Genomic DNA, 25,312 nt, shown 5'->3' with positions numbered 1-25,312 from the left:
TAACTTTAAGTTATGGATACGGCAAAAATAAGGCTTTCAACAGAGGAGGAGGCATTGGTATGCAGGACTGATTGGATTTTAACAAAGAACCGCGTTATCGAAAAAATAAAGATCATGTTAGCATCCCTGCAAACCCAACAACAGCACACGTTTGATCAATTTCAACATCGCTTTCCTCAGGAAATAAATACTACTCCTAAAATATCAAAAGGCGAAAATTATAAGGGCCTGCCTTATCTCATTTTAGATTATCCAAGATTTTTTAACAGGGAAAACGTTTTTGCAATCCGCTCATTTTTTTGGTGGGGTAATTTTTTTAGCACTACCCTTCAATTGTCCGGAACTTATAAAACGGAGTTTGAAAAGCAAATCATCGAGTCATTTGAAGAACTTCAAGCCCGGAATTTTTTTACCTGTATAAACGCTGATCCCTGGGAGCATCATTTTGATCCGGACAATTACTTATCGCTTAATGATCTAAACAAAACGGGGTTCGAAGCCCTGATCCGGCAAAGCTCGTTCATTAAATTATCGAAGAAACTCCCGGTAGAGCAATCGAATGATGCAGAAAAAAACCTGGCGCAAACCTTCGACCAGTTAATTACTATGCTGGCGGCCGGTTAGTTACCAAGACGATGGAACAGGTCTTTCACCTGGTGATCCCATAAAAGGCTTTGGTCCTTGATATCTTTTTTCTCAGCAAAATCTTTAACCACCAAAATGGTTTGATTGGTTATTTCCGATTTTTCTATACTGAATTCAAAAAATTCATTTTTGGGAGCATCCAGCCAGCGAAAACGAATATGCTTTTCCTCCTCGCTTTCCAGCACTTCAGCCTTTTCAAAATTTCCATTCCAGCCAAAATAAAAAATATTGTCCCGCTCATCTACTTTGTCCGCGAACCACTCTCCAAGACCTGCAGGTGTTGAAAGAAATTCATAAAGTATAGTCGGTGAACACCTAACCGGGAACTCTAACGTATATAATTGCTTGCTCATTTTTTCAAAAAATAATATCTGTGGCTGCAATAATAAATAATAAATCGTCGCATTAAACTAATTTCTTTTTAATTTTTTTGGCGAATCAAAGGCCGGAGATTTTTATATGTAAAATAAAAGGAATGAAAAACCGTTAAAAGGAAGGTAATTTTTTTGGAGTATATTAAGTTAATTCTTAAATTGCTCTGACATCCAATGTTTTCTGAAGATCAGAAAGATCATTGAGATGGGTATTTTTAGAGGCTAAAAACCAAAACAAGATCAATAACCCTTAAAATAACCCACTAAAACCCAATACCTATGAGTATGCGCCAATTGAAGATCACGAAGTCTATCACGAATCGTGAGTCTCAAAGTCTGGAAAAGTACCTCCAGGAGATAGGCAAGGTCGAATTAATCTCCTCCGATGAAGAAGTAAGGCTTGCCGCTCTTATCCGCCAGGGATGCCAAAAATCACTCGATCGTCTTACAAAAGCTAATCTTCGTTTCGTGGTATCTGTTGCAAAACAGTATCAAAATCAGGGCTTGTCTTTGCCTGACCTGATCAACGAAGGAAATCTCGGGCTTATCAAGGCTGCACAAAGGTTTGATGAAACCCGCGGTTTTAAATTTATCTCGTATGCGGTTTGGTGGATCCGTCAAAGCATTTTACAGGCTTTGGCCGAGCAATCCCGGATCGTTCGCCTGCCGCTTAATAAAGTGGGCCTTACCAACAAGGTTCAGAAAGCTTTTTCCCAGTTGGAACAACAATTTGAAAGAGAGCCATCAGCAGAAGAGCTGGCCGAATTGCTTGAAATGGACCTCGACGAAGTATCAGCTTCACTCAGCATCTCATCCCGTCATGTGAGTATGGATACGCCAATTTCTGAAGGCGAAGATGGCACTTTGCTGGACGTACTGGAAAATCCCAATGCGGAAAAAACCGATAGCGACCTGGATCATACCCAATCGTTAAAAACCGAGATAGACCGCTCCCTTAAAACCCTTACGGAGAGACAAAAAGAAGTGATTTGCTATTTCTTTGGAATTGGAGTAGATCACCCGATGAGCCTGGAGGATATCGGTGAAAGATTTAACCTGACAAGGGAAAGGGTCCGCCAGATTAAAGACAAGGCAATCACCAAACTCAGAACCACCAATCGAATTAATCTTTTAAGAACTTATTTAGGCGTATGATATAACTTTTACACTACTTATCTTTGCAATTCTTTAAAAAGTGAACATGATGTTCACTTTTTGTTTTATTGGGCTGAGCTCACCGAAGCCTGATTAAATAAAATAATGCTCCCTTCGTCAAGCTCAGGGTGGCAGAGAAAATGAAATAGCGACAATGTTTAATAATCTGCAGGATAAATTAGAAAGCGCCTTTAAAAACCTGAAAGGCCAGGCCCGGATCACCGAGCTAAACGTGGCTACAACTGTAAAAGAAATCCGCCGTGCATTGGTGGATGCTGATGTCAACTACAAAATAGCCAAAGAATTTACAGATAAGATAAAGGACAAAGCCATTGGGGAAAAGGTTATAAATGCCATTAGCCCGGGCCAGTTGATGACGAAAATCGTGAAAGATGAATTGGCGGAACTGATGGGTGGACAGGAAGCCGTGTTTAACGCAAAAGGCAATCCTGCCGTAATCCTGATTGCAGGTCTCCAGGGTAGTGGTAAAACCACTTTCAGCGGTAAGCTGGCCAATTATCTTAAAACCAGGAAAGGCTTGTCACCACTTCTTGTTGCCGCCGATATCTATCGCCCCGCCGCGATGGAGCAATTGAGAGTGTTGGGTGAACAGATCAAAGTGGATGTGCATGTAGAGCTGGAAAACAAAGACGCGGTTGCCATTGCACAGAATGCAGTCAAAGAAGCAAAGAGTAAAAATAAAAACGTAGTTATCATAGATACGGCCGGTCGTTTAGCCATTGACGAAGTCATGATGACTGAAGTTGCCAATATCCGCAATGCTGTAAACCCACAGGAAATTTTATTTGTGGTGGATAGTATGACAGGGCAGGATGCTGTTAACACTGCTAAGGCTTTTAATGACCGACTTGACTTCACTGGTGTAGTATTGACAAAGCTGGACGGTGACACCCGTGGTGGTGCAGCCATCTCAATCAAATACACGGTTAATAAGCCCATCAAATTCACGAGTGCCGGTGAAAAAATGGATACCCTGGACGTGTTCTATCCCGAAAGGATGGCACAGCGTATCCTGGGCATGGGCGATATTACCAGCCTTGTCGAAAAAGCGCAGGAGCAGTTTGACGAAGAACAGGCTAAAAAGTTGGAAAGTAAGATCCGCAAAAACAAGTTTGACTTTGCCGACTTTAAAATGCAACTCGAACAGATCAAAAAAATGGGAAACATGAAAGATCTGTTGGGCATGGTGCCTGGCGTCGGCAGCAAAATAAAAGATATCGATATCAATAACGACTCTTTCAAAGGCATTGAGGCTATGATCAACTCGATGACTCCCGCCGAAAGAGCTGACCCGGACCTAATTGATGGAAGCCGCCGCAAACGCATTGCAAAAGGCGCCGGCAAGGATATCAGCGAAGTAAATGCCTTTATGAAGCAGTTTGAACAAATGCGGGATATGATGAAGGGAATGAATAAGATGGGGATGTTTGGAAAGATGATGCCGGGTATGAGGAGGTGATTCACGATCGATTGTTCGTTGTCAATAGTTGTAAACCAAGTTTCCCGAAGATTATAAATGCATGGCAGTATCCCACTTGAAAGGAAATCTTTACTATAGTTAACGAGCTAAGAGCCGCCCATGTAATAGTGTACTTTCTTTTGCCATTTTCCCTCTGCCTTCTTATCTTCGCTGCTCCGGTTAACTGAGCACTTGTCGAAGTGCCGGTTTTAACAATTATTATTTAACGCCTATAAATTTCTATTTAAAATGGCAGCCAAAATCCGTCTTCAAAGACACGGGTCAAAAAAGAGACCCTTCTATTTCATCGTTGTTGCTGACTCACGCAGCCCCCGTGATGGTAAATTCATCCAAAAATTAGGTACTTACAATCCCCTGACTGTTCCTGCTACTATCCAGCTGGATCGTCAAAAAGCATTGGAGTGGTTGAACAAAGGTGCTACACCTACTGATACTGTTCGCCGTATCCTTAGCTTTAAAGGCGTATTGTATTTGAAACACCTTCTTCGCGGAGTAAGCCTGGGATTGTTTGATGATGCTACAGCCATGCAAAAATTCACAACCTGGAGCACAGAGCATGATGCACAGGTAAAAAAACGCCAGGAAGAAGCTGCACGCAGCAGAAGAACCCGCCGTCCTATGCCAGGTCGCAGACCTGAAAGAAAGACACAGGGTGAGAGCGGCAGTGAAGGATAAATAATCCGTCAATCGACGGGACAAATCCGTCCTGAAAGTTCATGAATCCCGTCCGCCAGTTGGCGGACGGGATTTTTTTACCGCCCATGAATTGCACGAATCACACTAATTTGTTTTAATTAATTCATGCAGTTCGTGGCAAAATCTATTTGTATTAATTCGTGTAATTCGTGACAGAATACTTTAAAATAGGAAAACTGGTTGCCGCTTTTGGGGTAAATGGCCAGCTTATACTTCAGCATGAGCTGGGCAAAAAAACAGCATTGAAAGATCTGCAAGCAATCTTCATTGAGGAGAAAAAAAAATCATTTCTTCCCTGGTTCGTTACCGCTACCAAAATAAAAAGCGAAAATGAAATTTATCTCTCCCTTGAGGGAATAACGACCCGTGAAGCGGCGTTGAACCTTGTACAAAAAGAAGCATGGCTAACAGAAGCTGATTTTAAAAAATTCGCTGCCAAATCTGCTCCTGCCAGTTTACTGGGCTACACCGTTATTGATGACGGAAATGAACTCGGAACTATTCTTGAAGTGATAGAACAACCGCACCAGCTAATTTGCCGCATCGAAATAGAATCCAAAGAGGTATTGATACCCTTGAATGATGCTTTTCTTGAAAAAATAGACCATCGCAAAAAACAAGTGCTGGTCACATTACCGGAAGGATTGCTGGACATTTATTTGAGCTAACCTGCTTTAAAGCCTCCAGGTTATTTTCTATTTGGACAAAATGCCGTTGCTCATGGGCTATTAAAAACCGGAATGTATCCCCGAGTTTCAGCTTAATAAATTTTGAAATGGTTATTGAAATACGAATACTCCCGATATTTTTTGATTTGGCCTGCTCCAGCAACTCCAGCAGATAGTGCTGATGCTCTAAAAAAGAATTCAATACCGGGAATGCGTCGAGGAATTTTGGCGGCCGGTGATCTTTGGGCGATTTCATTTTATTCGCAACTGTTCCGTCTTCGTTTGGCTTCATCAACTTAGTAAAATAATCGCCCAGCCAACCGGGTTTAAACAGTTCAGTTGCGGGCTTATCCGCCAGCAACGATTTTTCAATCGCCAATAAGTAATAGCGGCTGTAGCTGTTAAGATGCTCCAGCACCTCGATGATGCTCCATTTACCCGGCAAAGGTTGTTGCAATAAAACGGCAGGATCAATTGTCTTGAAATAAGTTGCTGTTAATATCAGTTTGCGAACATCAGCCTGCAGCTGATCCAACAATTCTGTACTCTTGTACTTTTGCATGTCTGTAAATTTTACTCAAACCTACTACGAGCCTTCCCGAAAAATCTTGGTATTTCCAAAGATTTTTTATCCTTCGATTTACGCTCAGAATCACAGTTTCACAAACGTACAGAACTCATCAGCTTACTAAAGGTAGTGGCATCAATACCAAGATAGGATGCAAGGTACTTATGGGGTATGATCTGTAATACATGCGGACTTCTTTTTAACAAGCTTCTAAATTTTTCTTCGGCACTGAAACACTGCAGCTCGATCTGTCTTTCCAGCACTCCTTTCAAAACAAAGCCTGTCAGATACAATATCATTTTCTGGATGTTCGGGTATTGGTTCATCAACTCTTCCATTTGCTTATAGGTTATCCGCAGAAACTTACTGGCCGTCAACGTTTCCATAAAATATTTGGATGGCGTTTGAGTAAGAAAGGAGTCTGCCAACCCGGAGAAAGAAGGGGGATAAGTAAACACCACGGTTGCTTCCTGGTTGTCGTTGCCAATATAAAATCCCCGCTGGATGCCCTCTACTACAAAATAAAGATAACGTTCCGTTTCCCCCGCAGCCGTTAAAATCGTTTTACGTTTGCATTCAAAGGGCTGCCAGCCGGTTAAAAGTTTTTCCAACTCTTCTCCTTTTAGTGGATAAGCCGCTGTAATAAATTGCCTGAGCACACCGGTATCGATAATTTTATTTGACATCTGAACGGATAAAATCTGCCAGTAGCTTCATCCTGTAATAAAGATTGCTTAGCATCAGGGAAATATTGTTCTTCACATTCGCTACACTCCCGTTATTCATCTTCTTTATATTTTTCAGCTCCTCTATTTTCTCGTCAATTTTATCGACCAGTTTATCGGCTTCCCAACCAGTGTATTTTTTATTTCTTTCGTCAAAAACATGATATGGCTCGATGCGACCGGGTTTTAATTTTTTAAACTTGAAATTATCCTTAATAGCATCTTTGATCGAATCGTTGCTCAGCATATCGATCATTGTATCCTGTGACACATTATTCAAAAATCCATTATGGAAAATATTGAGATTGTTGCGAAGTTCGCGGATAACCTGCCGTTTTAATATATCAGTGGTCTTACCTTCTTTATTCAGAAAAGCAATTAGTTCTTTCAGCGGGCCAATACCTGTTTTAAGCCATTCAAGGGTCATAGAAAGATTTTGAAATTTTGGAATTGGGAAATTTCTTTTTATTGATCAAACTTCCCTGATCCGAAAACCAAAATAGTTTAAAAATTGTTAACTGCCTTCATCTTCAAAATTTTCCAATTTCCCCATTGACCTTTTTCCAATTAACTAACTTTGAAAAATGCCGGAACAGCTTCGTCATATTGCCCATTTTGATCTGGACTCGTTTTTTGTGGCGGTGGAGGTCATCAACAATCCTTCCTTAAAAGGAAAGCCAATCATTGTAGGTGGTACCAGTGATCGCGGCGTTGTATCGACCTGCAGTTACGAAGCAAGGAAATATGGTGTGCATTCAGCTATGCCTATGCGTACAGCCATGAAGCTCTGCCCGCATGCCATTTTGCTTCAAGGAACGAGAGGACAATACAGTAAATATTCCCGCTGGGTTACCGACATTATAGCGTCAAAAGTCCCTTTGTTTGAAAAAGCATCCATCGATGAGTTTTACTGTGATCTTACAGGGATGGATAAATTTTTTAATGTCAGTAAATACACCCGCGAATTGCGGGATCTGGTGATTAAAGAAACAGGGCTTCCCATTTCCTGCGGTTTATCCTCGGCAAAATTTATCAGCAAGATCGCTACCAATGAAGCCAAACCCAATGGGTTCCTGGAAGTACCGCATGGAAAAGAAAAAGAATTTCTGTGGCCTTTAAAAATTGAAAAAATCAATGGTGTCGGGAAACAGACAGAACAACAGCTTAAAAATTTCGGCATCTATACCATTGAAGATATTGCAAGGACACCTGTCGAATTACTGGAAAAATATGTTGGCAGCTGGGGGCATTCGCTTTGGCAAAAAGCCCATGGCATCGGCTCTGCTGAAATTGAAACAGATTGGGAGCAAAAAAGTATGAGCCGGGAAAATACCTTTCATGAAAATATAACGGATATACCGGCATTGCATAGTGAACTGGTGCGATTGACAGAGCAAAACGCCTATGATCTTCGGAGTGATGAAAAATTAACCGGTTGTGTCACGGTGAAGATCCGCTACCCTGATTTTGAAACGGTATCGAGACAAGAGACCATTGATTATACTTCCCTGGATGATCTATTAATTGCGAAAGTAAAAGACCTGTTTACCAAACTTTATCGCAAAGGTGAGCCTGTTCGTTTGCTGGGAGTTCGCTTCAGCCAGCTGATTCCGTTTACCATGCAAATGAATTTATTTAACAACAACGAGGAAAAGCTCAACCTGTATAAAGCTGTTGATAATATCAAAGACCGGTTTGGTAATAAGGCCGTGACAAAAGCAGCCACATCTTCTCTTAACGAAGGAAATAATAGAAATACTATCAAGAACAACAAAAAGAAGTCGGCGGACTAGTACACTCCCACCAGCAGCCCGACTTATTCCTTAGCAAGACAGCTATTATTTCCATCCTCCTTATCTTCGCCCCTATTGCCCGCCACCGGGTGGGTGGCCTTTTTCAAAATATTCAAATTTGTTTGTCATGCAAGCATGGAAAGATTACCAGGAAAAAAATAAAGACCGTTTTTTAAATGAAATGCTAGAACTGCTCCGAATACCCTCTGTAAGCGCCAAAAGCGAACACAAAGCTGATATGGAAAAATGTGCTGAAGCGGTAAAGCAAAATTTACTGGCCGCAGGCTGTGACAAGGCTGAGGTAATGGCGACCGACGGACATCCTGTTGTATTTGGTGAAAAAATCATTGATGCCGGCAAACCAACTGTTTTGGTATATGGACATTATGATGTGCAACCAGCCGAACCATTAGAGCTTTGGCATAGTGGGCCCTTTGATCCTGTAATCAAAGATGGAAAAGTATTTGCCCGTGGATCGGCGGATGATAAGGGCCAGTTTTTTATGCATGTAAAAGCATTGGAAACGATGGTGAAAACAAACACCATGTCCACCAATATTAAATTCCTGATTGAAGGTGAGGAAGAAGTGGGCTCGCCCAACCTGGGAAAGTTTGTTGCAGCGAATAAAGAATTACTTAAGGCCGATGTGATATTGATCAGCGACAGTGCTATGTTAAGTATGGAAAATCCTTCGCTGGATACGGGGGTACGTGGCTTAAGCTATATACAGGTAGAAGTAACCGGAGCTAACCGTGATCTGCATAGTGGCACGTACGGAGGTGCTGTTGCGAACCCGATCACTATTTTAGCGAAAATGATCGCCAGTTGCCATGATGAAAACAATCATGTAACCATACCCGGCTTTTATGATGATGTAGTTGTCGCAAGTGCTGAAGAAAGAGCTTTAATCAATAAAGCTCCCTTTGATGAAAAAGAATATAAACAGGAACTAGGGATAAAAGAATTGTGGGGCGAAAAAGGTTATACCACGTATGAAAGAACCGGCATTCGCCCGACACTGGAAATAAACGGCATCTGGGGTGGATACACTGGTGAAGGAGCTAAAACAGTGTTGCCTTCCAAAGCCTATGCAAAAATTTCTGCACGGTTGGTGCCTAACCAATCTTCAGATAAAATGACAGAAAAACTATTAAGTTATTTTAAATCCATTGCTCCCAAATCGGTGGAAGTAAAAGCTGAGTTGCATCACGGCGGAGAACCTTATATGACACCGATCGATAGTAAAGGTTATAAAGCAGCATCGAAAGCTGTAGAAACCACTTTTGGAAAAACTCCAATTCCTGTTCGCGGAGGAGGCAGTATTCCTATTTGCTCTATTCTCGAAAAAGAATTGGGTATAAAAATCGTTTTTATGGGCTTTGGCCTGGACAATGACAACCTGCATAGCCCGAATGAAAAATATAATATTGAAAACTACTATAAAGGGATAGAGACAATACCCTATTTCCATAAGTATTTTTCGGAAACCCTCTAAATCTCCCTAAGGAGAGACTTTAGAATCCGACAGTATCAACCTCACTTCTTTGAGTGAGGTTTTTTAATTTTGAGAAGATTCATCTTTTTTTATGCAAGTTTCAAAACCATATTTTAATTTTCCCGTCATTGATAACACCGATGAACTCTCCTTTGAGAAGTTGACCCCTGAGAACTTTCAGCAGCTATACCTTCTGTTTGAAAATGATGATTCTTTATTTACCGATGAAAAGTTCAAACATTATGAAACGGCAAAGCAATATGCGAATGATTTGGAAAAATATGGAAGGTTTTCTCCCAAACATGGATCGCAGGATTGGCTTTTTAAATGGCATGATGCGTATGCAGGAATACTTCATCTCTACGATTTAAGTTTGGAAACTTTTGCTGAAAACAATAAACGATGCTGGATTGGATTTGCAACAAAACCTTCCCTTCGGAAAAAGGGGATTACAAAAAAAGTAGTATCGCACTTCACAACTTATATTTTACAGAATTACCCTGAGATTAAGTATATCCATAGTATGTCCTTGAAAGGAAATGCATCGGCTGAAGCTTTGCTTTATTCTGTCGGTTTTAGAAAAGATGAAACGGAACGACTCTCAAAAAAGCATAATTTCTTTTTAAAAGAAAAAAATTAGCAGATGCCGGAAAAGGAAAAACTCCGCCTCGATAAATACCTCTGGGCCATCCGGCTTTTTAAAACAAGAACCATGGCTGCTGTGGCATGCGATACGGGCAAAGTAAAATTTGAAGGTATGGCTGTAAAAGCGGCCAGGCATGTAAAGATCGGCGACGAATATGAAGTAAAAACCGACGCTAAACGCTGGCGAATAAAAGTCACGGGCTTGTTGGAAAAAAGAGCTGCTCACAGTGAGGCCATAAAAAACTACATTGACGTTACACCACCGGAAGAATTGGAACGGATAAAATTCCAGGCGGCCAGTTTTCATACCGGCAAGCGTCAAAGTAAAATTGGAAGGCCTACCAAAAAAGAAAGAAGGGACCTTGATGAGTTTTTAGAAGATTAATTACGGCTTTGGAGTTTGCCCCTTTATTTCTATTTTTAGAGCTATAAATCTTATCGCCGTTAACTATGAAATATTCTCTGCTTATTTCCGTATTGAGTGTTTTGTTTTTGAGCTGTAGCAAAGACGAAGCGGAAGATACGGATGCACCCTCCATCACTATTAGCTCTCCAACCAATAATACGGTATTGCCTGCGGGTGAAGTTCATATTAAGGGAACTATTGCCGACAATGCCTATATCAACCAGGTTCATGTAGAAGTGTATGATGGCGGTGGCACAGAGGTAGTGCATGTACATATCCATCCCGCTACCAAGAATTACGCCTTTGATCAAACTTTTACGGCACAAGCCGGTAAGAGTTATAAAATAAAAGTAATTGCAGAAGATCCTTCTACAAATTCTTCTACCAGGCAAATTGATATAACATGCAACTAGTGGCCCCGGCTCCGCTTGATACATCATTCTTCATTTATCTTTGAAGCATCCCATACCCCCCTTTAGGGGTTGGGGGCTTCATGCGAATAGATATCATTACTGTTTTACCAGAATTATTGAAAAGCCCTTTTGAGCACAGCATCATGAAAAGAGCGCAGGCCAAGGGACTATTGGAAGTGCACACTCATAATCTTCGCAAATGGGCCATTAATAACCAGGGCCAGGTTGACGATTACCAATATGGCGGTGGCGCAGGCATGGTTATGATGTGCGAACCGCTAACCAATGCTATTGAAGAGTTGTCAAAAGACCGGAAATATGATGAGATCATTTTTTTGACTCCTGATGGCGAAACATTGACGCAAAAAACTGCTAACACGCTATCATTAAAAGAAAACATCATCATGATTTGCGGCCATTATAAAGGCATTGATGAAAGAATACGGGAACATTTTGTCACCAAAGAAATCTCTATTGGTGATTATGTATTAAGTGGTGGTGAGCTGGCGGCCGCAGTGCTGGTAGATGCAATCGGACGTTTATTGCCCGGTGTTTTAAATGATGAAACCTCTGCCCTTTTTGACTCCTTCCAGGATAATCTATTAGCGCCACCCGTGTATACCCGACCTGCTGATTTTCGCGGCTGGAAGGTTCCGGATGTATTATTAAGTGGTGATCCTAAAAAGGTGGATGACTGGCGTCATGATGAAGCATTGAAAAGAACAAAGGAAAGAAGGCCGGGATTGCTGGAAGAATGATTTTTCAGGTACGATAAAGCATCAAACACCCGTTCAACCGTTTGCGCCATCTTCCTTTTTGCCATTTTACCGTTGATTAATTCAGGAACTTGCGACAACAAAAAATTGCATCGTCATGTCTACAAATCGCAGAAAATTTTTACGCAGTATATCCATTGGAGGTGGCCTTCTCGCTACCGGGCTTCCTTCTTTTGCAGGCAGTTTAGCAACAACAGATGAAGAGCTGGAACGCTCTTCCCAATTTGAATCCGGTAAACAACGTTTTAATATGTGTGGCTATGCCGCACCAAAAATTCCAACCGTTCGCATTGGTATAGTTGGCTTAGGCCAAAGAGGTACCGGCGCCGTAGAACGTTTAGCTTATATTGATGGCGTGGAGATCGTGGCCCTCTGCGATAAATATGCCGACCGGGTAACAAAAATGCAAAAATACCTGGAGAAAAGAGGCCGCCCCAAAGCAAAAGAATACAGCGGCGAAGAAGGATGGAAAGCCTTGTGTGAAAGCAATGACATCAACCTTGTATACAACGTTACTCCCTGGCACCTGCATGCACCTATTTCCATCATGGCCATGAAAAATGGAAAACATGCCGCCACGGAAGTAAATGCCGGCTTATCCATCGATCAACTGTGGGAGTTGGTGGAAACATCAGAGAAAACAAAACAACACTGCATGATGCTGGAAAACTGTTGCTATGATTTCTTCGAATTATTGACATTGAATATGGCACGCCAGGGATTGTTTGGTGAATTGGTGCAAGGCGAAGGCGCTTATATTCACGATCTGAGTAAAGACTGGCTTTTCAATAAAAATGCTTATGCCGACATGTGGCGGCTGAAACAGAATTACCAGCACAATGGGAACCTCTATCCTACCCATGGCCTTGGTCCCATTGCCCAATGCATGAATATCAACCGCGGTGATAAAATGGATCACCTGGTAAGCATGAGCACCAATGATTTTACGCTCAATAATATGGCAAAGGATATGGCAGCGAAAGATCCATTCTTTAACGAGTTTGTCGATAAGCCTTATCGCGGCAATATGAATACGACCATTATCCGCACCAATAAAGGCAAAAACATTATGCTGCAGCATGATGTTTCTACACTCCGCCCTTACTCAAGACTTCACACGCTGAGTGGTACCAAGGGCGTTGCCCAAAAATACCCCGGACCAGAAAGAATAGCATTTGGTCACAGCTGGATCAAAAAAGAAGAGCTGGACGATCTTTATAAAAAATATACCCCACCGATTGTAAAACATATTGGTGAGATAGCTAAGGAAGTAGGTGGACACGGCGGTATGGATTTTATCATGGACTGGCGGCTGATCGATTGTCTGCGTAATGGCCTGCCGCTTGACCAGGACGTATATGATGCGGCTGCATGGAGTTCTATTATTCCTTTGAGTGGTATGTCTGTTGGCAAAAAATCAAGAACAGTTGATATTCCCGACTTTACCAGAAGTGCATGGAAAACCAACAAACCTGTGGACCTGACGTTGAATGGAGGCGGCACCACTGAGGTACGGAAGATTGAAAAAAATTAATCGGCACTGGAAGTAATTGCTAAGTCTCTATAAAAGATGAGCCGGGAAATAAATTCCCGGCTCATCTTTTTTGACAAATTCAACTGCTGTTAAAATAATCTTTTGTTATACCAGATTCCACTATTAACCGTTTTTACAATAGGGGTAGCTGCAAATAAAGCTGTCTAAATGATGGGAAAAGCTGTAGATTTACCGCATTCCGAAGTTTTTGACGAGATAAGAAATTGAAAAGTAATTTATTACCCATGTCAAAAAGTTTATAGCCAATCATTTTTAAAATATTCATGAAGAATCTGACCACCATCACAGACCCGGTTTATATACCAAAAGAAAAATACAACTGGTACGATAAATTCTGGCTTCGCTACATCAATGACCCCCGTGATCTTCCCTTTATTTACCTGCTCACTGCCATTCATATTTTAGTAATACCTGCTGCCATCATTCTCTATACACCATTATTAGAAGGTTGGTATTGGTGGCTGGTTTATATTCCCTATTTCTATGTTTCGCAGATGTATTTTAAAGGTCGCTTTGGCCTGATGCTTCACTGCATCAGTCACAGAAAGTTGTTTAAAAAAGGATACACCTGGATCTATAACTGGATCATCTGGGGAGTTTGTCCACTGTTTGGTCATACACCCGAAACATATTTTGTACATCACATGGCCATGCACCATGTAGAAAACAATATGGAAGATGATGCCAGCAGCACCCTGTCTTATAACAGGGACAGCCTTCGGGGTTTCATCCGATACGTTTTGCGATTTTTGTTTTTAGGATTCAGGGATACATTCATGTACTTGTTTACTAAAAAAAGAAAAAAGTTTTACCTCAGGCTTACCTATGGTGAAATGTCCTTTTTTGTTTTTTGCATTGCCATGTGTTTTGTCAATCTGAACGCAACCCTTTTTATTTTTATTATTCCTTTTTTGTTTGCCCGTGTGGTGATGATGCTCGGCAACTGGGCTCAGCACGCCTTCATTGATCCCAACAACCCCGAAGAAAATACCATCAACTGCATCAACACCAAATACAACAAGATTTGCTGGAATGATGGTTATCATGCTGTACATCATTTGCGTCCTGCTCTTCATTATACAGAAATACCGGTTGAGTTTATGAAAAACAAAGACAAATTTGCGCAACAGAAAGTCTTTGTTTTTGACGGCATTCATTATCTCCACATTTTTGTCTGGCTCATGACCAAACGGTATGATAAACTGGCTGACAACATCGTTAACATCAACAACGTGTTTAGCAGCAAAGAAGAAGTAATGGCATTGATGAAAGAACGGACAAGAAAGATCGCTTAAACCTCCATCCGCTGGAGGGGTGTTCCGAAGAACAGGTAAGAAATTCAGCGTCGTCTAATTACAAAATAGTCGAAAAGCGGGCTGTGTTCTTGCAAGTCCCTTTAGGGGATTTAGGGGTTTCATATCTTAGCTATTCAAACAACATAGCTATGTCGTCTTTTTCTATAACTGGTAATCTTGTTGACATTCACCAGCAAAAAATTTATCCGGCGGAAATTATCGTCGAAAACGGAAAGATTATTTCAATTCAAAATGCCGGCAACCAGCAACCTGCACCCGGCAACTTCATTCTCCCCGGTTTCATCGACAGCCATGTTCACATTGAAAGCTCTATGCTGGTTCCGTCAGAATTTGCAAGATTAGCTGTTGTACATGGTACTGTAGCCACCGTCAGCGATCCGCATGAAATAGCTAATGTTTGTGGTATGGAGGGCGTCGAGTTTATGATAGAAAACGGGAAGACGGTTCCTTTCAAATTCAATTTTGGAGCACCGAGCTGTGTACCGGCCACTATATTTGAAACAGCCGGGGCAGTTCTTGATGCCAATGATGTAGAAAAATTATTGCAACGAAAGGAAATAAAATATCTCAGTGAGATGATGAATTTTCCCGGTGTTCTGAATGAAGATGAAGAAGTGATGAAAAAAATTGCAGCGGCGCATCATTTACAAAAGCCGGTTGATGGTCATGCGCCGGGATTAAGAGGTGAGGATGCAAAAAACTATATCGCCGCAGGCATCACTACTGATCATGAATGCTTTACCAGGGAAGAAGCGCTGGATAAATTGCAGAACGGAATGAAAATTATCATCCGTGAAGGCAGCGCTGCAAAGAATTTTGATGCATTGATCGACCTGCTACATGATTATCCGAACCAAATGATGTTTTGCAGCGATGATAAACATCCCGATAGTCTTGTTTTGGGACATATCAACCAGCTATGTGCAAGAGCGGTAGCAAAAGGCATTGATATTTTTAAAATACTAAAAGCCGCCTGCATTAATCCTGTACAGCATTACAGGCTGGATGTAGGAACATTAAGAGAAGGTGATGCTGCTGATTTCATAGTAGTTAAGGACCTGGAAAACTTTGAAGTGGTTAAAACATTTATTGATGGTGAGTTGGTAGCGGAAGAAGGGAAGTCAAAAGTGAAAAGTCAAATGTCAAATGTGATCAATAATTTTTCCTGCGCTGAAAAATCACCGTCAGACTTTGAGATCCCTGCATCCTCGCTACCATCGCCTTTGGCAATAGAGGCACTCGATGGCCAGTTGATTACAAACAAGGTTTTCTTTACTCCTAAAATTGATAACGGCAACGTCATCAGTGACCCTGAAAATGACATTTTAAAAATGGTTGTTGTCAACCGTTATAATGAAGCACCGGTTGCCAAAGCCTTTATAAAAAACTTCGGCTTGAAGGAAGGGGCGTTAGCTTCATCTGTAGCACATGATAGCCATAATATTGTTGCTGTAGGTGTGGATGATGAAAGCATTTGCAAGGCCGTCAATATGATCATCGAACACCAGGGTGGCGTCAGTTGTGTTAAAGATAATTCAGAACTTATCGTTCCTTTACCTGTGGCCGGGCTTATGAGCAATGAAGATGGCTATCATGTAGCGCAACAATACTCAATGATCGATAAAGCTGCAAAAGACGCAGGTTCTACTTTAGCTTCTCCCTTTATGACGTTATCATTTATGGCATTGCTGGTAATACCGCATTTGAAATTGAGTGACAAAGGGCTGTTTGATGGAGACAGGTTTGAGTTTATTTAAAGTTGATACCTTTAAGATGCAAATTTGCCTGTATGTCGCAGTCTCATCAACTCGCAGCTATTATGTTTACCGACATTGCCGGTTACACTGCATTAATGGGTGAGGATGAGGAAAAGGCTTTTGACGTACTCAAAAAGAACAGGGAATTACAAAAACCAATCATTGAACAATTCAATGGTCATTGGATAAAAGAATTAGGTGATGGTGTACTGGCAAGTTACAATTCAGTTTCCGATGCGGTTACAGCAGCAATAAAAATCCAGGAAGCCTGCAATGCTGCAAAAGATTTTCAATTACGTATAGGGATCCATCTCGGGGAAGTAATATTTGAGAACGATGATGTATTTGGTGATGGTGTAAATATTGCCTCACGGATCCAGGCGGTTGCTGAACCGGGAAGTATTTATATTTCTGAATCTGTCTATAATAATGTCTCCAATAAACAGGACATATCTGCCCGGTTTGTAAAACAGGAAACCCTGAAGAATGTAAAAGAACCGGTAAGAGTTTATGAAATACTTATTAAAACCTCCCGGCCCCCACTCGTATATCCTTCAAACAGTGATCCTGAACAAAAAAAGATTTCCTGCAAAAGCATTGCCGTACTCCCCTTTGTCAATATGAGCAGCGACCCGGAACAAGAATATTTCAGCGATGGCATTACGGAAGATATTATTGCGCATATTTCAAAAATCCGTGATTTAAAAGTTATTTCCCGTACTTCCATAATGCAATACAAACAAACAAAGAAATCATTGATGGAGATTTCTTCGGATTTAAAAGTTGTTTACATACTCGAAGGAAGTGTTCGTCGCTCTGGCAGCCGGCTGCGCATTGTTGTGCAACTCATCGATGCGGGTAATGATGAACATATTTGGGCTGAAACATACGACCGTGATTTGACTGATGTATTCGCAATTCAAACAGAAATTGCTGAGAATGTCGCTACCGGATTAAAGACCCGTCTTACATCTAATGAACGCAAAAGGATTGCAACTAAACCAACTGAAAACCTGGAAGCATACAACTTTTACATGCTCGGCCGTTCGCACTATCATAAAGCAACCTCTTCGGATTTCAATCAGGCAATTAACTATTATAATAAAGCAATTTCACTTGATCCCGGCTTTGCTGTCGCATACGCAGCTCTTGCTGTTGCACGCCTTTATATAGGAGTTGGATATTGGGGCATCCGGCCACACGAAGCGTTGCCTGAAGCTTTCATGCTTGCAGAGAAAGCACATGACATCGATCCGAATCTTTCTGACGCCTATGCAGCAAAGGCTGAGGTTTACGACTGGTATTATTTCAATTGGAATGAGGCTGATGATAACTATAAACTCGCAATCGAACTGAATCCAAGCAATGCTACTGCGCACCTGTATCGGGCATATAACCTTGCTATACGCCGGCGATTTGCTGAGGCGTTTGCAGAGAGGGAACAGGCTATTGAACTCGATCCACACTCAATACTCATCCGTTTAAACGCCTTTATTATCCTGATGCTTGCTAATCAATCTGCGAAGGCATTGGAAGAAGCCCGCCTGCTTTCTAAGCTGGAACCAGCTTCTTCAGGCAATTGGTTTTGTATTGGCTGGATGGCTTCGCAACTCGGGCTTGCTGAAGAGTCTATATCGGCATACAGGGAGGCCTATCGTCTTACCAATGGAGAGACTTTTATGAAAATATCGCTGGCTTATGGCCTTTCCCGTGCGGGTCAGCAAGATGAGGCAAGAAACCTTCTTGCAGAAATACATCAACAGGAGCAAAAAGAATTCGTGTGGCCGATGGGAATTGCACTTTGCTATGCACACCTTTCTGAAACAGAAAAGGCGCTTGATTACCTTGAGAAGTCCTATGAAGAACGTGTTGGTTGGATGCTCTTTATTGGCTGCGACCCAACACTGGATATTTTACGGAAAGAACCGAGATTCAAAGAACTGGTAAGAAAAATCGGGCCACCGGAAGCTATTGCAGAAATTGATAAGTTTGGATAATTAATTTTATGTCTTCGACCCGTCAGCTCGCCGCTATTATGTTTACCGATATTGTCGGGTACACGGCCTTAATGGGTGATGATGAACAAAAAGCTTTTACAATTCTTAATAAAAATCGTGCATTACAAAAACCAATCATCGAACAATACAGAGGCCGTTGGATAAAAGAACTTGGAGATGGCATTTTAGCCAGTTTTAATACAGTTTCTGATGCCGTATATGCTGCTTTAAAGATCCAGGAAGAGTGTAATGCTACGGAAGATTTCCAATTACGAATAGGGATACATCAGGGCGAAGTGGTTTTTGAAAATGAAGATGTATTTGGAGATGGAGTGAATATCGCTTCACGAATACAAGCCATTGCAAATTCCGGAAGTGTTTTTGTATCTGAGGCAGTACGCCAGAATGTTTCTAATAAAAAAGATATTCAGACCAGGTTTGTAAAAGAAGAAACGCTGAAGAACGTAAAAGAACCGATAAAAATTTATGAAGTGATTATCACCCCCACTTCCGAATTAGCCATATCGCCAAGGAATGAGCCATCCAAACAATCATTGGAAAAAAGTATCGCTGTTCTTCCATTTGTAAACATGAGTAATGACCCTGAACAGGAATATTTCTGTGATGGGATCTCTGAAGAGATCATTAATTCTCTTGCACAATTAAACAATCTGCGGGTTATAGCACGGACATCGGTTTTTTCATTTAAGGGTAAAAATCTTGATGTCCGGGAAATCGGAAAGACCCTTGCTGTTAAAACACTTTTAGAGGGAAGTGTACGTAAGGCAGGCAACCGGTTGCGAATTACCACACAACTTGTGAGGGTTTCTGATGGTTCTCATATATGGTCGGATCGCTATGACCGTGTGCTTGAAGATGTATTTTCAATCCAGGAAAATATTGCAGAAAATGTAGCGACTGCTTTACAGGTGGTTTTAACCGATAAAGAAAAAGAAGCCATCCGCCGTCCGGAAACAGTTATTGAAGCCTATGAATATTTTCTTAAAGGCCGTCAGCTTTTTCATCAACTGGCTTTGAATGAAGCAAAAAAAATGTTTGAAAAAGCTATAGAATTGGATAGCGGATATGCTCCTGCATATGCCGGTCTTGCCGACACACATTCGTGGCTTTATGAATGGGAAGGTGCAAATAACTATGACCTGGAAGCAGCAGAAAGAAATAGCCGGAAAGCACTTTTGTTAGCTCCCAACCTGGCTGAAAGTCATTCATCACGTGGATATGTTCTCTCCCTTGGTAAAAGATATGATGAGGCTGAACAAGAATTTAAAGAAGCAATACGATTGAATCCAAATTCTTATGATGCATATTATTATTGCGGCAGGTCCTGCTTTGCCCGTGGTCAAATTCAGGAATCAGCCGAATTCTTTCGCAAAGCTTCTGAAACACGTCGGGAAGATTTTCAAAGTATGCTTCTCCTCGCTCAGTGTTTGCGTATGCTGGGAAATGATAAAGCACAGGAAGCAACCCTGGAAGGTATAAATAGGGCAAAAAAACAATTGGAACTCAATCCAACTGACAGAAGAGCACTTTCTCTTACAGCCGGAAATCTATTTGAGACCGGCGAGAGAGAGGAAGCCTTGCAGTGGATAAATAAGGCGCTGGATTTATATCCTGAAGATGTTGGTGTTTTAATTAATGCCGCTTGTCTTTTTGCTAAAGATGGTAATAATGAAAAAGCACTAAACCTTTTAGAAAAGGTTTTTGGAAAAGGGTTTGGAAAAAAAGACTGGATCGAACATGATCCGGATTATGATTCGCTTAGGAATGACCCCCGCTTTCAGGCCTTGCTTAGTAAATTGCAATGAAAAGTTCAAAATCATCTTACCTGTTTCAGAAAAAGGTTTACGATAAACTCAATGAGCCAATTCCGTCAGTTTACCGCCATTATATTCACTGACATTGTCGGGTGCACAGCGTTGAATGAACAAGGAGTTTTTTGTGTAGAAAATCTTTGCATAGCATTACCAGGAATTACCGGCTGCAAGCAGGATCAGTTATCAGAAGCTTCGTGAATAATCTTTTCATAAACCTCTCTTGCTTTATTATATGCAGCTTCAGCAGCAGCCTTTTCCGTTTGACGAATATTTTTCTCTTTCTGTTCCCAGCATTTATCCACTGCTTGCCGGCACCACTGCGCACTTTTTTTCAATCCAATAGGTTTTTTATTTACGATTACAAAAACAGGATTAGTGTGCACACTTGGAAAAATTCTTAATGCTATCCAACTGGATTTTTTTATCGTGTAATTGAAACTTATATCCTGCAAATGGCCATCAGCAGTGATTTCAATTGTATCAACCGGAACTCCGTTTACAATAAGTTCAACCGGAACCTTTCTTGATGTACCAAGCCTAGCCCGTTCCAGATGCCAGTAAGGTGGTTCGGTTAATTTCATTTTTGCAATGTCAGCCCCCCTCTCATCCTGTTCAGGCAAAAGATAAGCGGCAACCCTCGCTTTTATATCCGCATTTTGCGGCACTGCAAAATTTAATTCGCTGTTGCTCACACCCGGCTCCACTCCATTTACTGAAAAATCAATGATATGAGAAAAGCCATCTGATACATAACTTCTTCCTGTTTTAATGGCATTTACATAGCCATCAAAATCAAGTTTGCCATCCGGCTTAAAATAACTTCGGGCTACCCCTACTCTCTCATCAAAAATGCAGGGAAAATCTGTTTCGCCGCTCAGTCTTGTTCTGAAACCACAATTCAAGCTGTGATACCACATATTCAGTTCCCATGGAGCAGGTGTATCACCCAGGCTGTAAAAATCAACTGCCTGATGTGCTATCGTAACAATATATTCATTGGCTCCAATCCCATCCATCTTAGGCTGTATATAGTTGGGCAAATCACGGGTTGGCTCCACAGGCTCTAATCCCCAGCCGGAATGTGCATAGCCGGTAATGCCTCCTTGTCCTTTTGCCCAATTTAAAACAGGTAATGTCCAGCTTGGCCAGTCTTCGATATCCTTTGTCCCCGGATAATCATCTTCCCTGAGACGCAGTAACACCAGATGACCGGCATGATGAGAAGGAAAGCCGGATACTTCCACATCATACCGCATTAAATTTTTTTCTGTTGACAACCGGTTGACTTCACCGGTGAAAAATTCTTTCTGATGATACCAGCCCGGGCCCCATGCCAGCACTGCAGCCACTTTTAAATCTTCTCCCAAAACCTGTCGCCACATATCTGCTGGATTTACGCCTTCCGAAGGGCTTTCATAATGACTGCAACCCGCAGCATGCACATGATGATCGGCGCTGTACCATCCATGTTTTGCCATATTGATCCATCGCTTAAGCTGAAAGGAAACCTCGAAAGAATCTGCATCTTGCGGAACAACCAATTGCTTCGATTGCGGTATATATTCGGGGCCGCGGGTAAATGTTACCGTATATCGCCCCGGAGGAAGATGTATATATTCCCCATCTGATCTGTACACCTGCGGCTGAAAGAAAAAATCAGGATACTCATCATGAGCAGCAACACGGCGTGAAGGAAGCGGGTATATTCCTTTAAGCCTTCCCGGCACTTTTCGGTTTTTTTCCATGCTCCAGGGCATTGCATTTTCTACCATTGCCCAATAATAACGATATGTGGGTTTAAAGCCCCATGAAGTCGTATCAAAAAAATGCTCAAATTTTATGCTGTCTTCTAAAATATGTTCAATTCCGTCGCTGATAATAAAAGAAGCCATGACCGGGGAACCATCTTCATCTTTAACCCGAAAGTTTACTTTCACTGCTTTACTGATGCTGAACAAAATTGGAATGGTATTCCGAAAGCCAATGTCCTGCGAACCCTGACCAACATTGAAACCAATTTCTAACTCTCTTGACCCTGCATCTCTGCTGTAAATCTGCAACACAACATATTCTAAGTTTAAACCCGAAAGAGCAGGGAGTAACGGACGATTGCGATACAGCACCATTTCTGCAAAACGATTAGCTACCTGACCGGGAGTAAGTGCATTTTCTGATTTGGCACGGGGCCCAAAAGTAGATACATGAAAAAGTGGCGCTGCATTGGGGCTTTCCACTTCCAGTTTTGCTGTAACGCCGGCTTCGTTATGAACCTTCACCAAAAAACTTGTCCAGCCCCATTGAATTAATTTTGCCTGCGCAGGGCCTCTTATAACTTTTACTCTTGCTTCCGGGTTAATTTCCACCATAGCGAGGCAATAAGGATCAAGAATTTCCTGTACCAATTTTGTTATCTGCTTTCCGGGAGCTTTATTCCGCAAGGCTTTCAAACGCTTTGTGTCTTCTGCTGATATAGAACTTCCCAAAAATGATAAAGCTTCATCAAGCCTGAGAGCCTGTGCAAGCAGGGGTTGAGATTCTACATCAGATATTAGAGGTAAAGTATTGGATAGTTCCTGCGCATAGATTGTAACAGGGAGAAGAAAAAGTACTGGCAGGAAAAAAAAGAATAATTTTTTCATGCTGATGCCCTCCAATTATTTTAATGCATTCATGGGCACAAATAAAATTTATTTACAAAAGGCAGGGGGATATTTTCTGTATAAAGGTAATTTTTAAGAGCAACCTTTTCAAAGAAATGATCTTTTCCTTAGCTATTTTTCCAGAAAAAGACAAGAAATAATTTTAATATTTTGCCAGTTCTTTTAAAACTGGATTGACTGACTCTTTGAAAACTTACCCAGCCTTCCCTTTAGAGTCTGTAACTTTTATAGGCTTTGACTTTTGTATACCTTTAATCAACCGAATCGTTTTATGTCACAATTCCGCCCGCTTGCCGCTATTATGTTTACCGATATCGTCGGGTACACGGTGCTAATGGGCAGTGATGATCAAAAAACATTTCAGCTTCTCAAGAAAAACCGGCAGATTCAGCTGTTTGAACGCCTACCGTGAAGATTCCGATTTCAAACGAGTGTGCAATAAAGGAAAAAAAATCATGAAGCTAATTTTCTGAAATACGGAAAGATTGAGGTTCCTGAATGATTTTCTATCGTTCAGATGACTTCCGGAAGTTACTTTGCGAAAATAGCAAAGACGATAAATTTGGATTTACACAAAAAAATAAAAAGCAGGATGAGATATCCCCTGGTTTTATTAATGACAATTTTCTTAATTGGATGTAATCAGCAGGATTCAAAAAAACAGGAAGATAAATCTGTGGGCCAAATAAAAGACTCCCTGGTAACTAACCCGGAATTAAAAAAAGATAGTGCTGCCCTGGCATCAAACGATTCATTACTGCTTCAGCTATCAAAAAATATTCTTGCCACTATTAAAACAAAAGATCTTTCTAAAATGTCTTCTTATGTCCACCCGGGATTGGGAATTCGTTTTTCTCCCTATGCTTTTGTTGATACTATTCATCAGCAACACCTGTTACCCCAACAATTGACAACATTCAATCAGCAGAAAAAGGTATTGGTATGGGGATCACACGACGGATCTGGTGAACCGATTAAATTAAGCATCCATAAATACTTCGATGAGTTTGTGTATGACGCAGATTTTATAAACGCTCCCCACCAAGCCGTTAATAAAGTATTGGCAAGCGGCAATTCATTAAACAATCTGAAGGTGATATATCCCAACGCTGACTTTACAGAATTCTATTTTCCGGGTTTTGATCCTAAATATGACGGAATGGACTGGAAAACCTTGCGGCTCGTTTTTCAAACTGAAAATAATAAGGCGTGGCTGATCGCCATCATCCATGACGAATGGACTATCTAACTTTTTCCTCACTACTCAGTTCCAAAATATTGTAAGCTTCACAAAATGTTGGGAAATTTTCCCTATGGCTTGTTGTCATATAGCCGACAGCAGCTTCATATGAATATTGGCTTTGAATAGTTTAAAAGATTTTATCTGCCTGAAATTTTTCTGGCATTCCGTTTGGCTTAGTAACAGTGAGGAAATTCAACCGCAGGTAAAAAATTTAGAATTATGAAAAGGTTATCCGAAATAACAGCCGTTAAAAGTAAGGCCAGTTTTCATGAAAGAATGCTCGAAGACTTTGTTCAGCAAAATCTCCCTGCTAAAGCTCATTGCACCAACAAGCTTTCCGGAATGGGCGACTTCAATGCTACTTACAAAGAAATAGAAAGTTGCGCAGCAGAAACACCAGTGAATGGTCCGGTAGAAATTTTTTACATGGCTGATTCATTGGATGAGGCAAAATGTCTCAGGGTTCTGGTGAGCTCAAGATTTTTTGTTTTCTGTACCAGGAATGAGATGGCTAATTACCGGGTGGCATGGAGTTGTTCCTTATCATGATCAACCACCAGCCATTCTTTAAAATCCATCATTCCTCCGATAACGTATATTTTTAAAAATTTTCACATTCTTTTAGTACCCCAAACATCTTTAACTGCGTCTAATGAATAGGAAGAGATTTAAAGAAAAAAAATTTAGCCATGAACAACAATTTACTCATCAGTACGATTTTGGATCAGCCGCAGTTCCTGGAAAGTTTTGTAGAAAAATTGGCGTATCGTCGTTATGATATTGGTTACGGACAGGCGCTGGTACCAAAAAATTTTAGAGCTATTGAGACTTCATCAACTGAAACCTATATAAGCGGAACAGTTGCTATCGTGGACAATAATGAAGTAATTAATATGCCATTTATCACCCGGTTTTTGTTTACATGTTTTAAAGAAAAAGGCGGACCGTACAAATTAGGTGGAAGTTTTTCTCTTTCTTAAAAATACTCACTCAGCATATATCAAATAAAAGAGACTGCTTCGTAAGGCAGTCTCTTTTATTTATGTTTAGATGAAGATTAATCCAGATTTTGCAGTTGGCTGCAAAATC

Annotated in this window: 24 protein-coding genes; 19 read left to right on the top strand and 5 right to left on the bottom strand. The window is 41.1% G+C overall.

The window, feature by feature from the left end:
* Positions 1–12 precede the first annotated feature (12 nt).
* Positions 13–624 (top strand): hypothetical protein, encoded by a 612-nt coding sequence (locus P2W73_RS05095; protein WP_276500915.1) that lies wholly within the window; start codon positions 13–15, stop codon positions 622–624.
* Here the strand turns inward: P2W73_RS05095 and P2W73_RS05090 are convergent.
* Complete coding sequence (locus P2W73_RS05090; protein WP_276500914.1) at positions 621–998, bottom strand: START-like domain-containing protein; 378 nt, start codon at positions 996–998, stop codon at positions 621–623. The two genes, P2W73_RS05095 and P2W73_RS05090, sit on opposite strands and share 4 nt — an antisense overlap.
* Positions 999–1,298: 300 nt before the next feature.
* Between P2W73_RS05090 and P2W73_RS05085 the strand changes: the two genes are divergently transcribed.
* The 4 genes from P2W73_RS05085 to rimM all read left to right on the top strand — a co-directional run bounded on the left by P2W73_RS05085 (position 1,299) and on the right by rimM (position 5,039).
* The gene (locus P2W73_RS05085; RefSeq protein WP_338116860.1) at positions 1,299–2,174 is read left to right on the top strand and encodes a sigma-70 family RNA polymerase sigma factor; all 876 of its coding nucleotides are present in this window, start codon (positions 1,299–1,301) and stop codon (positions 2,172–2,174) included.
* A gap of 154 nt (positions 2,175–2,328) precedes the next feature.
* A complete protein-coding gene (gene ffh / locus P2W73_RS05080; RefSeq protein ID WP_276500913.1) occupies positions 2,329–3,654 on the top strand; it encodes a signal recognition particle protein in 1,326 nt (441 codons plus the stop codon).
* Between the two features lie 249 nt (positions 3,655–3,903).
* Positions 3,904–4,350: a 30S ribosomal protein S16 gene (gene rpsP / locus P2W73_RS26430; protein ID WP_338116859.1), complete on the top strand. Its 447-nt coding sequence runs from the start codon at positions 3,904–3,906 to the stop codon at positions 4,348–4,350.
* A 170-nt stretch (positions 4,351–4,520) separates the two neighbouring features.
* Positions 4,521–5,039 (top strand): ribosome maturation factor RimM, encoded by a 519-nt coding sequence (rimM, locus tag P2W73_RS05070; protein ID WP_276500912.1) that lies wholly within the window; start codon positions 4,521–4,523, stop codon positions 5,037–5,039.
* Here the strand turns inward: rimM and P2W73_RS05065 are convergent.
* The 3 genes from P2W73_RS05065 to P2W73_RS05055 all read right to left on the bottom strand — a co-directional run bounded on the left by P2W73_RS05065 (position 4,999) and on the right by P2W73_RS05055 (position 6,759).
* Positions 4,999–5,601 (bottom strand): DinB family protein, encoded by a 603-nt coding sequence (locus P2W73_RS05065; protein ID WP_276500911.1) that lies wholly within the window; start codon positions 5,599–5,601, stop codon positions 4,999–5,001. The genes rimM and P2W73_RS05065 overlap by 41 nt on opposite strands.
* A 98-nt stretch (positions 5,602–5,699) precedes the next feature.
* Positions 5,700–6,293 carry a Crp/Fnr family transcriptional regulator gene (locus tag P2W73_RS05060; protein ID WP_276500910.1) on the bottom strand — a complete coding sequence of 198 codons (594 nt, stop codon included), beginning with the start codon at positions 6,291–6,293 and terminating at the stop codon, positions 5,700–5,702.
* Positions 6,283–6,759, bottom strand: a complete 477-nt coding sequence (locus P2W73_RS05055; RefSeq protein ID WP_276500909.1) for a hypothetical protein — start codon at positions 6,757–6,759, stop codon at positions 6,283–6,285. Before P2W73_RS05055 ends, P2W73_RS05060 begins: the two co-directional genes overlap by 11 nt.
* A gap of 157 nt (positions 6,760–6,916) precedes the next feature.
* Between P2W73_RS05055 and dinB the strand changes: the two genes are divergently transcribed.
* The 11 genes from dinB to P2W73_RS05000 all read left to right on the top strand — a co-directional run bounded on the left by dinB (position 6,917) and on the right by P2W73_RS05000 (position 20,311).
* Positions 6,917–8,125, top strand: coding sequence for a DNA polymerase IV (dinB, locus tag P2W73_RS05050; RefSeq protein WP_276500908.1), 1,209 nt, complete (start codon positions 6,917–6,919; stop codon positions 8,123–8,125).
* 127 nt (positions 8,126–8,252) lie between these two features.
* Positions 8,253–9,620: a dipeptidase gene (locus P2W73_RS05045; protein ID WP_276500907.1), complete on the top strand. Its 1,368-nt coding sequence runs from the start codon at positions 8,253–8,255 to the stop codon at positions 9,618–9,620.
* Positions 9,621–9,711: 91 nt separating this feature from the next.
* Positions 9,712–10,260, top strand: a complete 549-nt coding sequence (locus tag P2W73_RS05040; protein WP_276500906.1) for a GNAT family N-acetyltransferase — start codon at positions 9,712–9,714, stop codon at positions 10,258–10,260.
* A 3-nt stretch (positions 10,261–10,263) separates the two neighbouring features.
* On the top strand, positions 10,264–10,650 hold the full coding sequence (locus P2W73_RS05035; RefSeq protein WP_276500905.1) for an RNA-binding S4 domain-containing protein: 387 nt from the start codon (positions 10,264–10,266) through the stop codon (positions 10,648–10,650).
* Between the two features lie 65 nt (positions 10,651–10,715).
* A complete protein-coding gene (locus P2W73_RS05030) occupies positions 10,716–11,084 on the top strand; it encodes a DUF4625 domain-containing protein (protein WP_276500904.1) in 369 nt (122 codons plus the stop codon).
* A gap of 80 nt (positions 11,085–11,164) precedes the next feature.
* On the top strand, positions 11,165–11,842 hold the full coding sequence (gene trmD, locus P2W73_RS05025) for a tRNA (guanosine(37)-N1)-methyltransferase TrmD (protein WP_276500903.1): 678 nt from the start codon (positions 11,165–11,167) through the stop codon (positions 11,840–11,842).
* Between the two features lie 115 nt (positions 11,843–11,957).
* Positions 11,958–13,394, top strand: coding sequence for a Gfo/Idh/MocA family protein (locus P2W73_RS05020; RefSeq protein WP_276500902.1), 1,437 nt, complete (start codon positions 11,958–11,960; stop codon positions 13,392–13,394).
* A 284-nt stretch (positions 13,395–13,678) separates the two neighbouring features.
* The gene (locus P2W73_RS05015; protein WP_276500901.1) at positions 13,679–14,710 is read left to right on the top strand and encodes a fatty acid desaturase family protein; all 1,032 of its coding nucleotides are present in this window, start codon (positions 13,679–13,681) and stop codon (positions 14,708–14,710) included.
* 149 nt (positions 14,711–14,859) lie between these two features.
* The gene (gene ade / locus P2W73_RS05010) at positions 14,860–16,488 is read left to right on the top strand and encodes an adenine deaminase (protein WP_276500900.1); all 1,629 of its coding nucleotides are present in this window, start codon (positions 14,860–14,862) and stop codon (positions 16,486–16,488) included.
* A gap of 32 nt (positions 16,489–16,520) precedes the next feature.
* Positions 16,521–18,485, top strand: coding sequence for an adenylate/guanylate cyclase domain-containing protein (locus P2W73_RS05005; RefSeq protein ID WP_276500899.1), 1,965 nt, complete (start codon positions 16,521–16,523; stop codon positions 18,483–18,485).
* An 8-nt stretch (positions 18,486–18,493) separates the two neighbouring features.
* Positions 18,494–20,311, top strand: a complete 1,818-nt coding sequence (locus tag P2W73_RS05000) for an adenylate/guanylate cyclase domain-containing protein (RefSeq protein ID WP_276500898.1) — start codon at positions 18,494–18,496, stop codon at positions 20,309–20,311.
* A gap of 185 nt (positions 20,312–20,496) precedes the next feature.
* Here P2W73_RS05000 and P2W73_RS04995 read toward each other — a convergent pair whose 3' ends face one another.
* Positions 20,497–22,959 carry a CehA/McbA family metallohydrolase gene (locus tag P2W73_RS04995; protein ID WP_276500897.1) on the bottom strand — a complete coding sequence of 821 codons (2,463 nt, stop codon included), beginning with the start codon at positions 22,957–22,959 and terminating at the stop codon, positions 20,497–20,499.
* Between the two features lie 613 nt (positions 22,960–23,572).
* On the opposite strand from P2W73_RS04995, the gene P2W73_RS04990 reads away from it, so the two are divergent.
* The 3 genes from P2W73_RS04990 (at position 23,573) to P2W73_RS04980 (ending at position 25,203) form a co-directional block, all read left to right on the top strand.
* Complete coding sequence (locus P2W73_RS04990; protein ID WP_276500896.1) at positions 23,573–24,229, top strand: hypothetical protein; 657 nt, start codon at positions 23,573–23,575, stop codon at positions 24,227–24,229.
* Between the two features lie 213 nt (positions 24,230–24,442).
* A complete protein-coding gene (locus P2W73_RS04985; protein ID WP_276500895.1) occupies positions 24,443–24,772 on the top strand; it encodes a hypothetical protein in 330 nt (109 codons plus the stop codon).
* Between the two features lie 140 nt (positions 24,773–24,912).
* Positions 24,913–25,203 carry a hypothetical protein gene (locus tag P2W73_RS04980; RefSeq protein ID WP_276500894.1) on the top strand — a complete coding sequence of 97 codons (291 nt, stop codon included), beginning with the start codon at positions 24,913–24,915 and terminating at the stop codon, positions 25,201–25,203.
* Positions 25,204–25,312: the final 109 nt, after the last annotated feature.

The organism is Terrimonas pollutisoli, from assembly GCF_029360765.1.
Taxonomy (GTDB): domain Bacteria; phylum Bacteroidota; class Bacteroidia; order Chitinophagales; family Chitinophagaceae; genus Terrimonas_B; species Terrimonas_B pollutisoli.
Note: the sequence above shows the minus strand (reverse complement) of the source record. Positions and strands in the feature narration are given on the sequence as shown.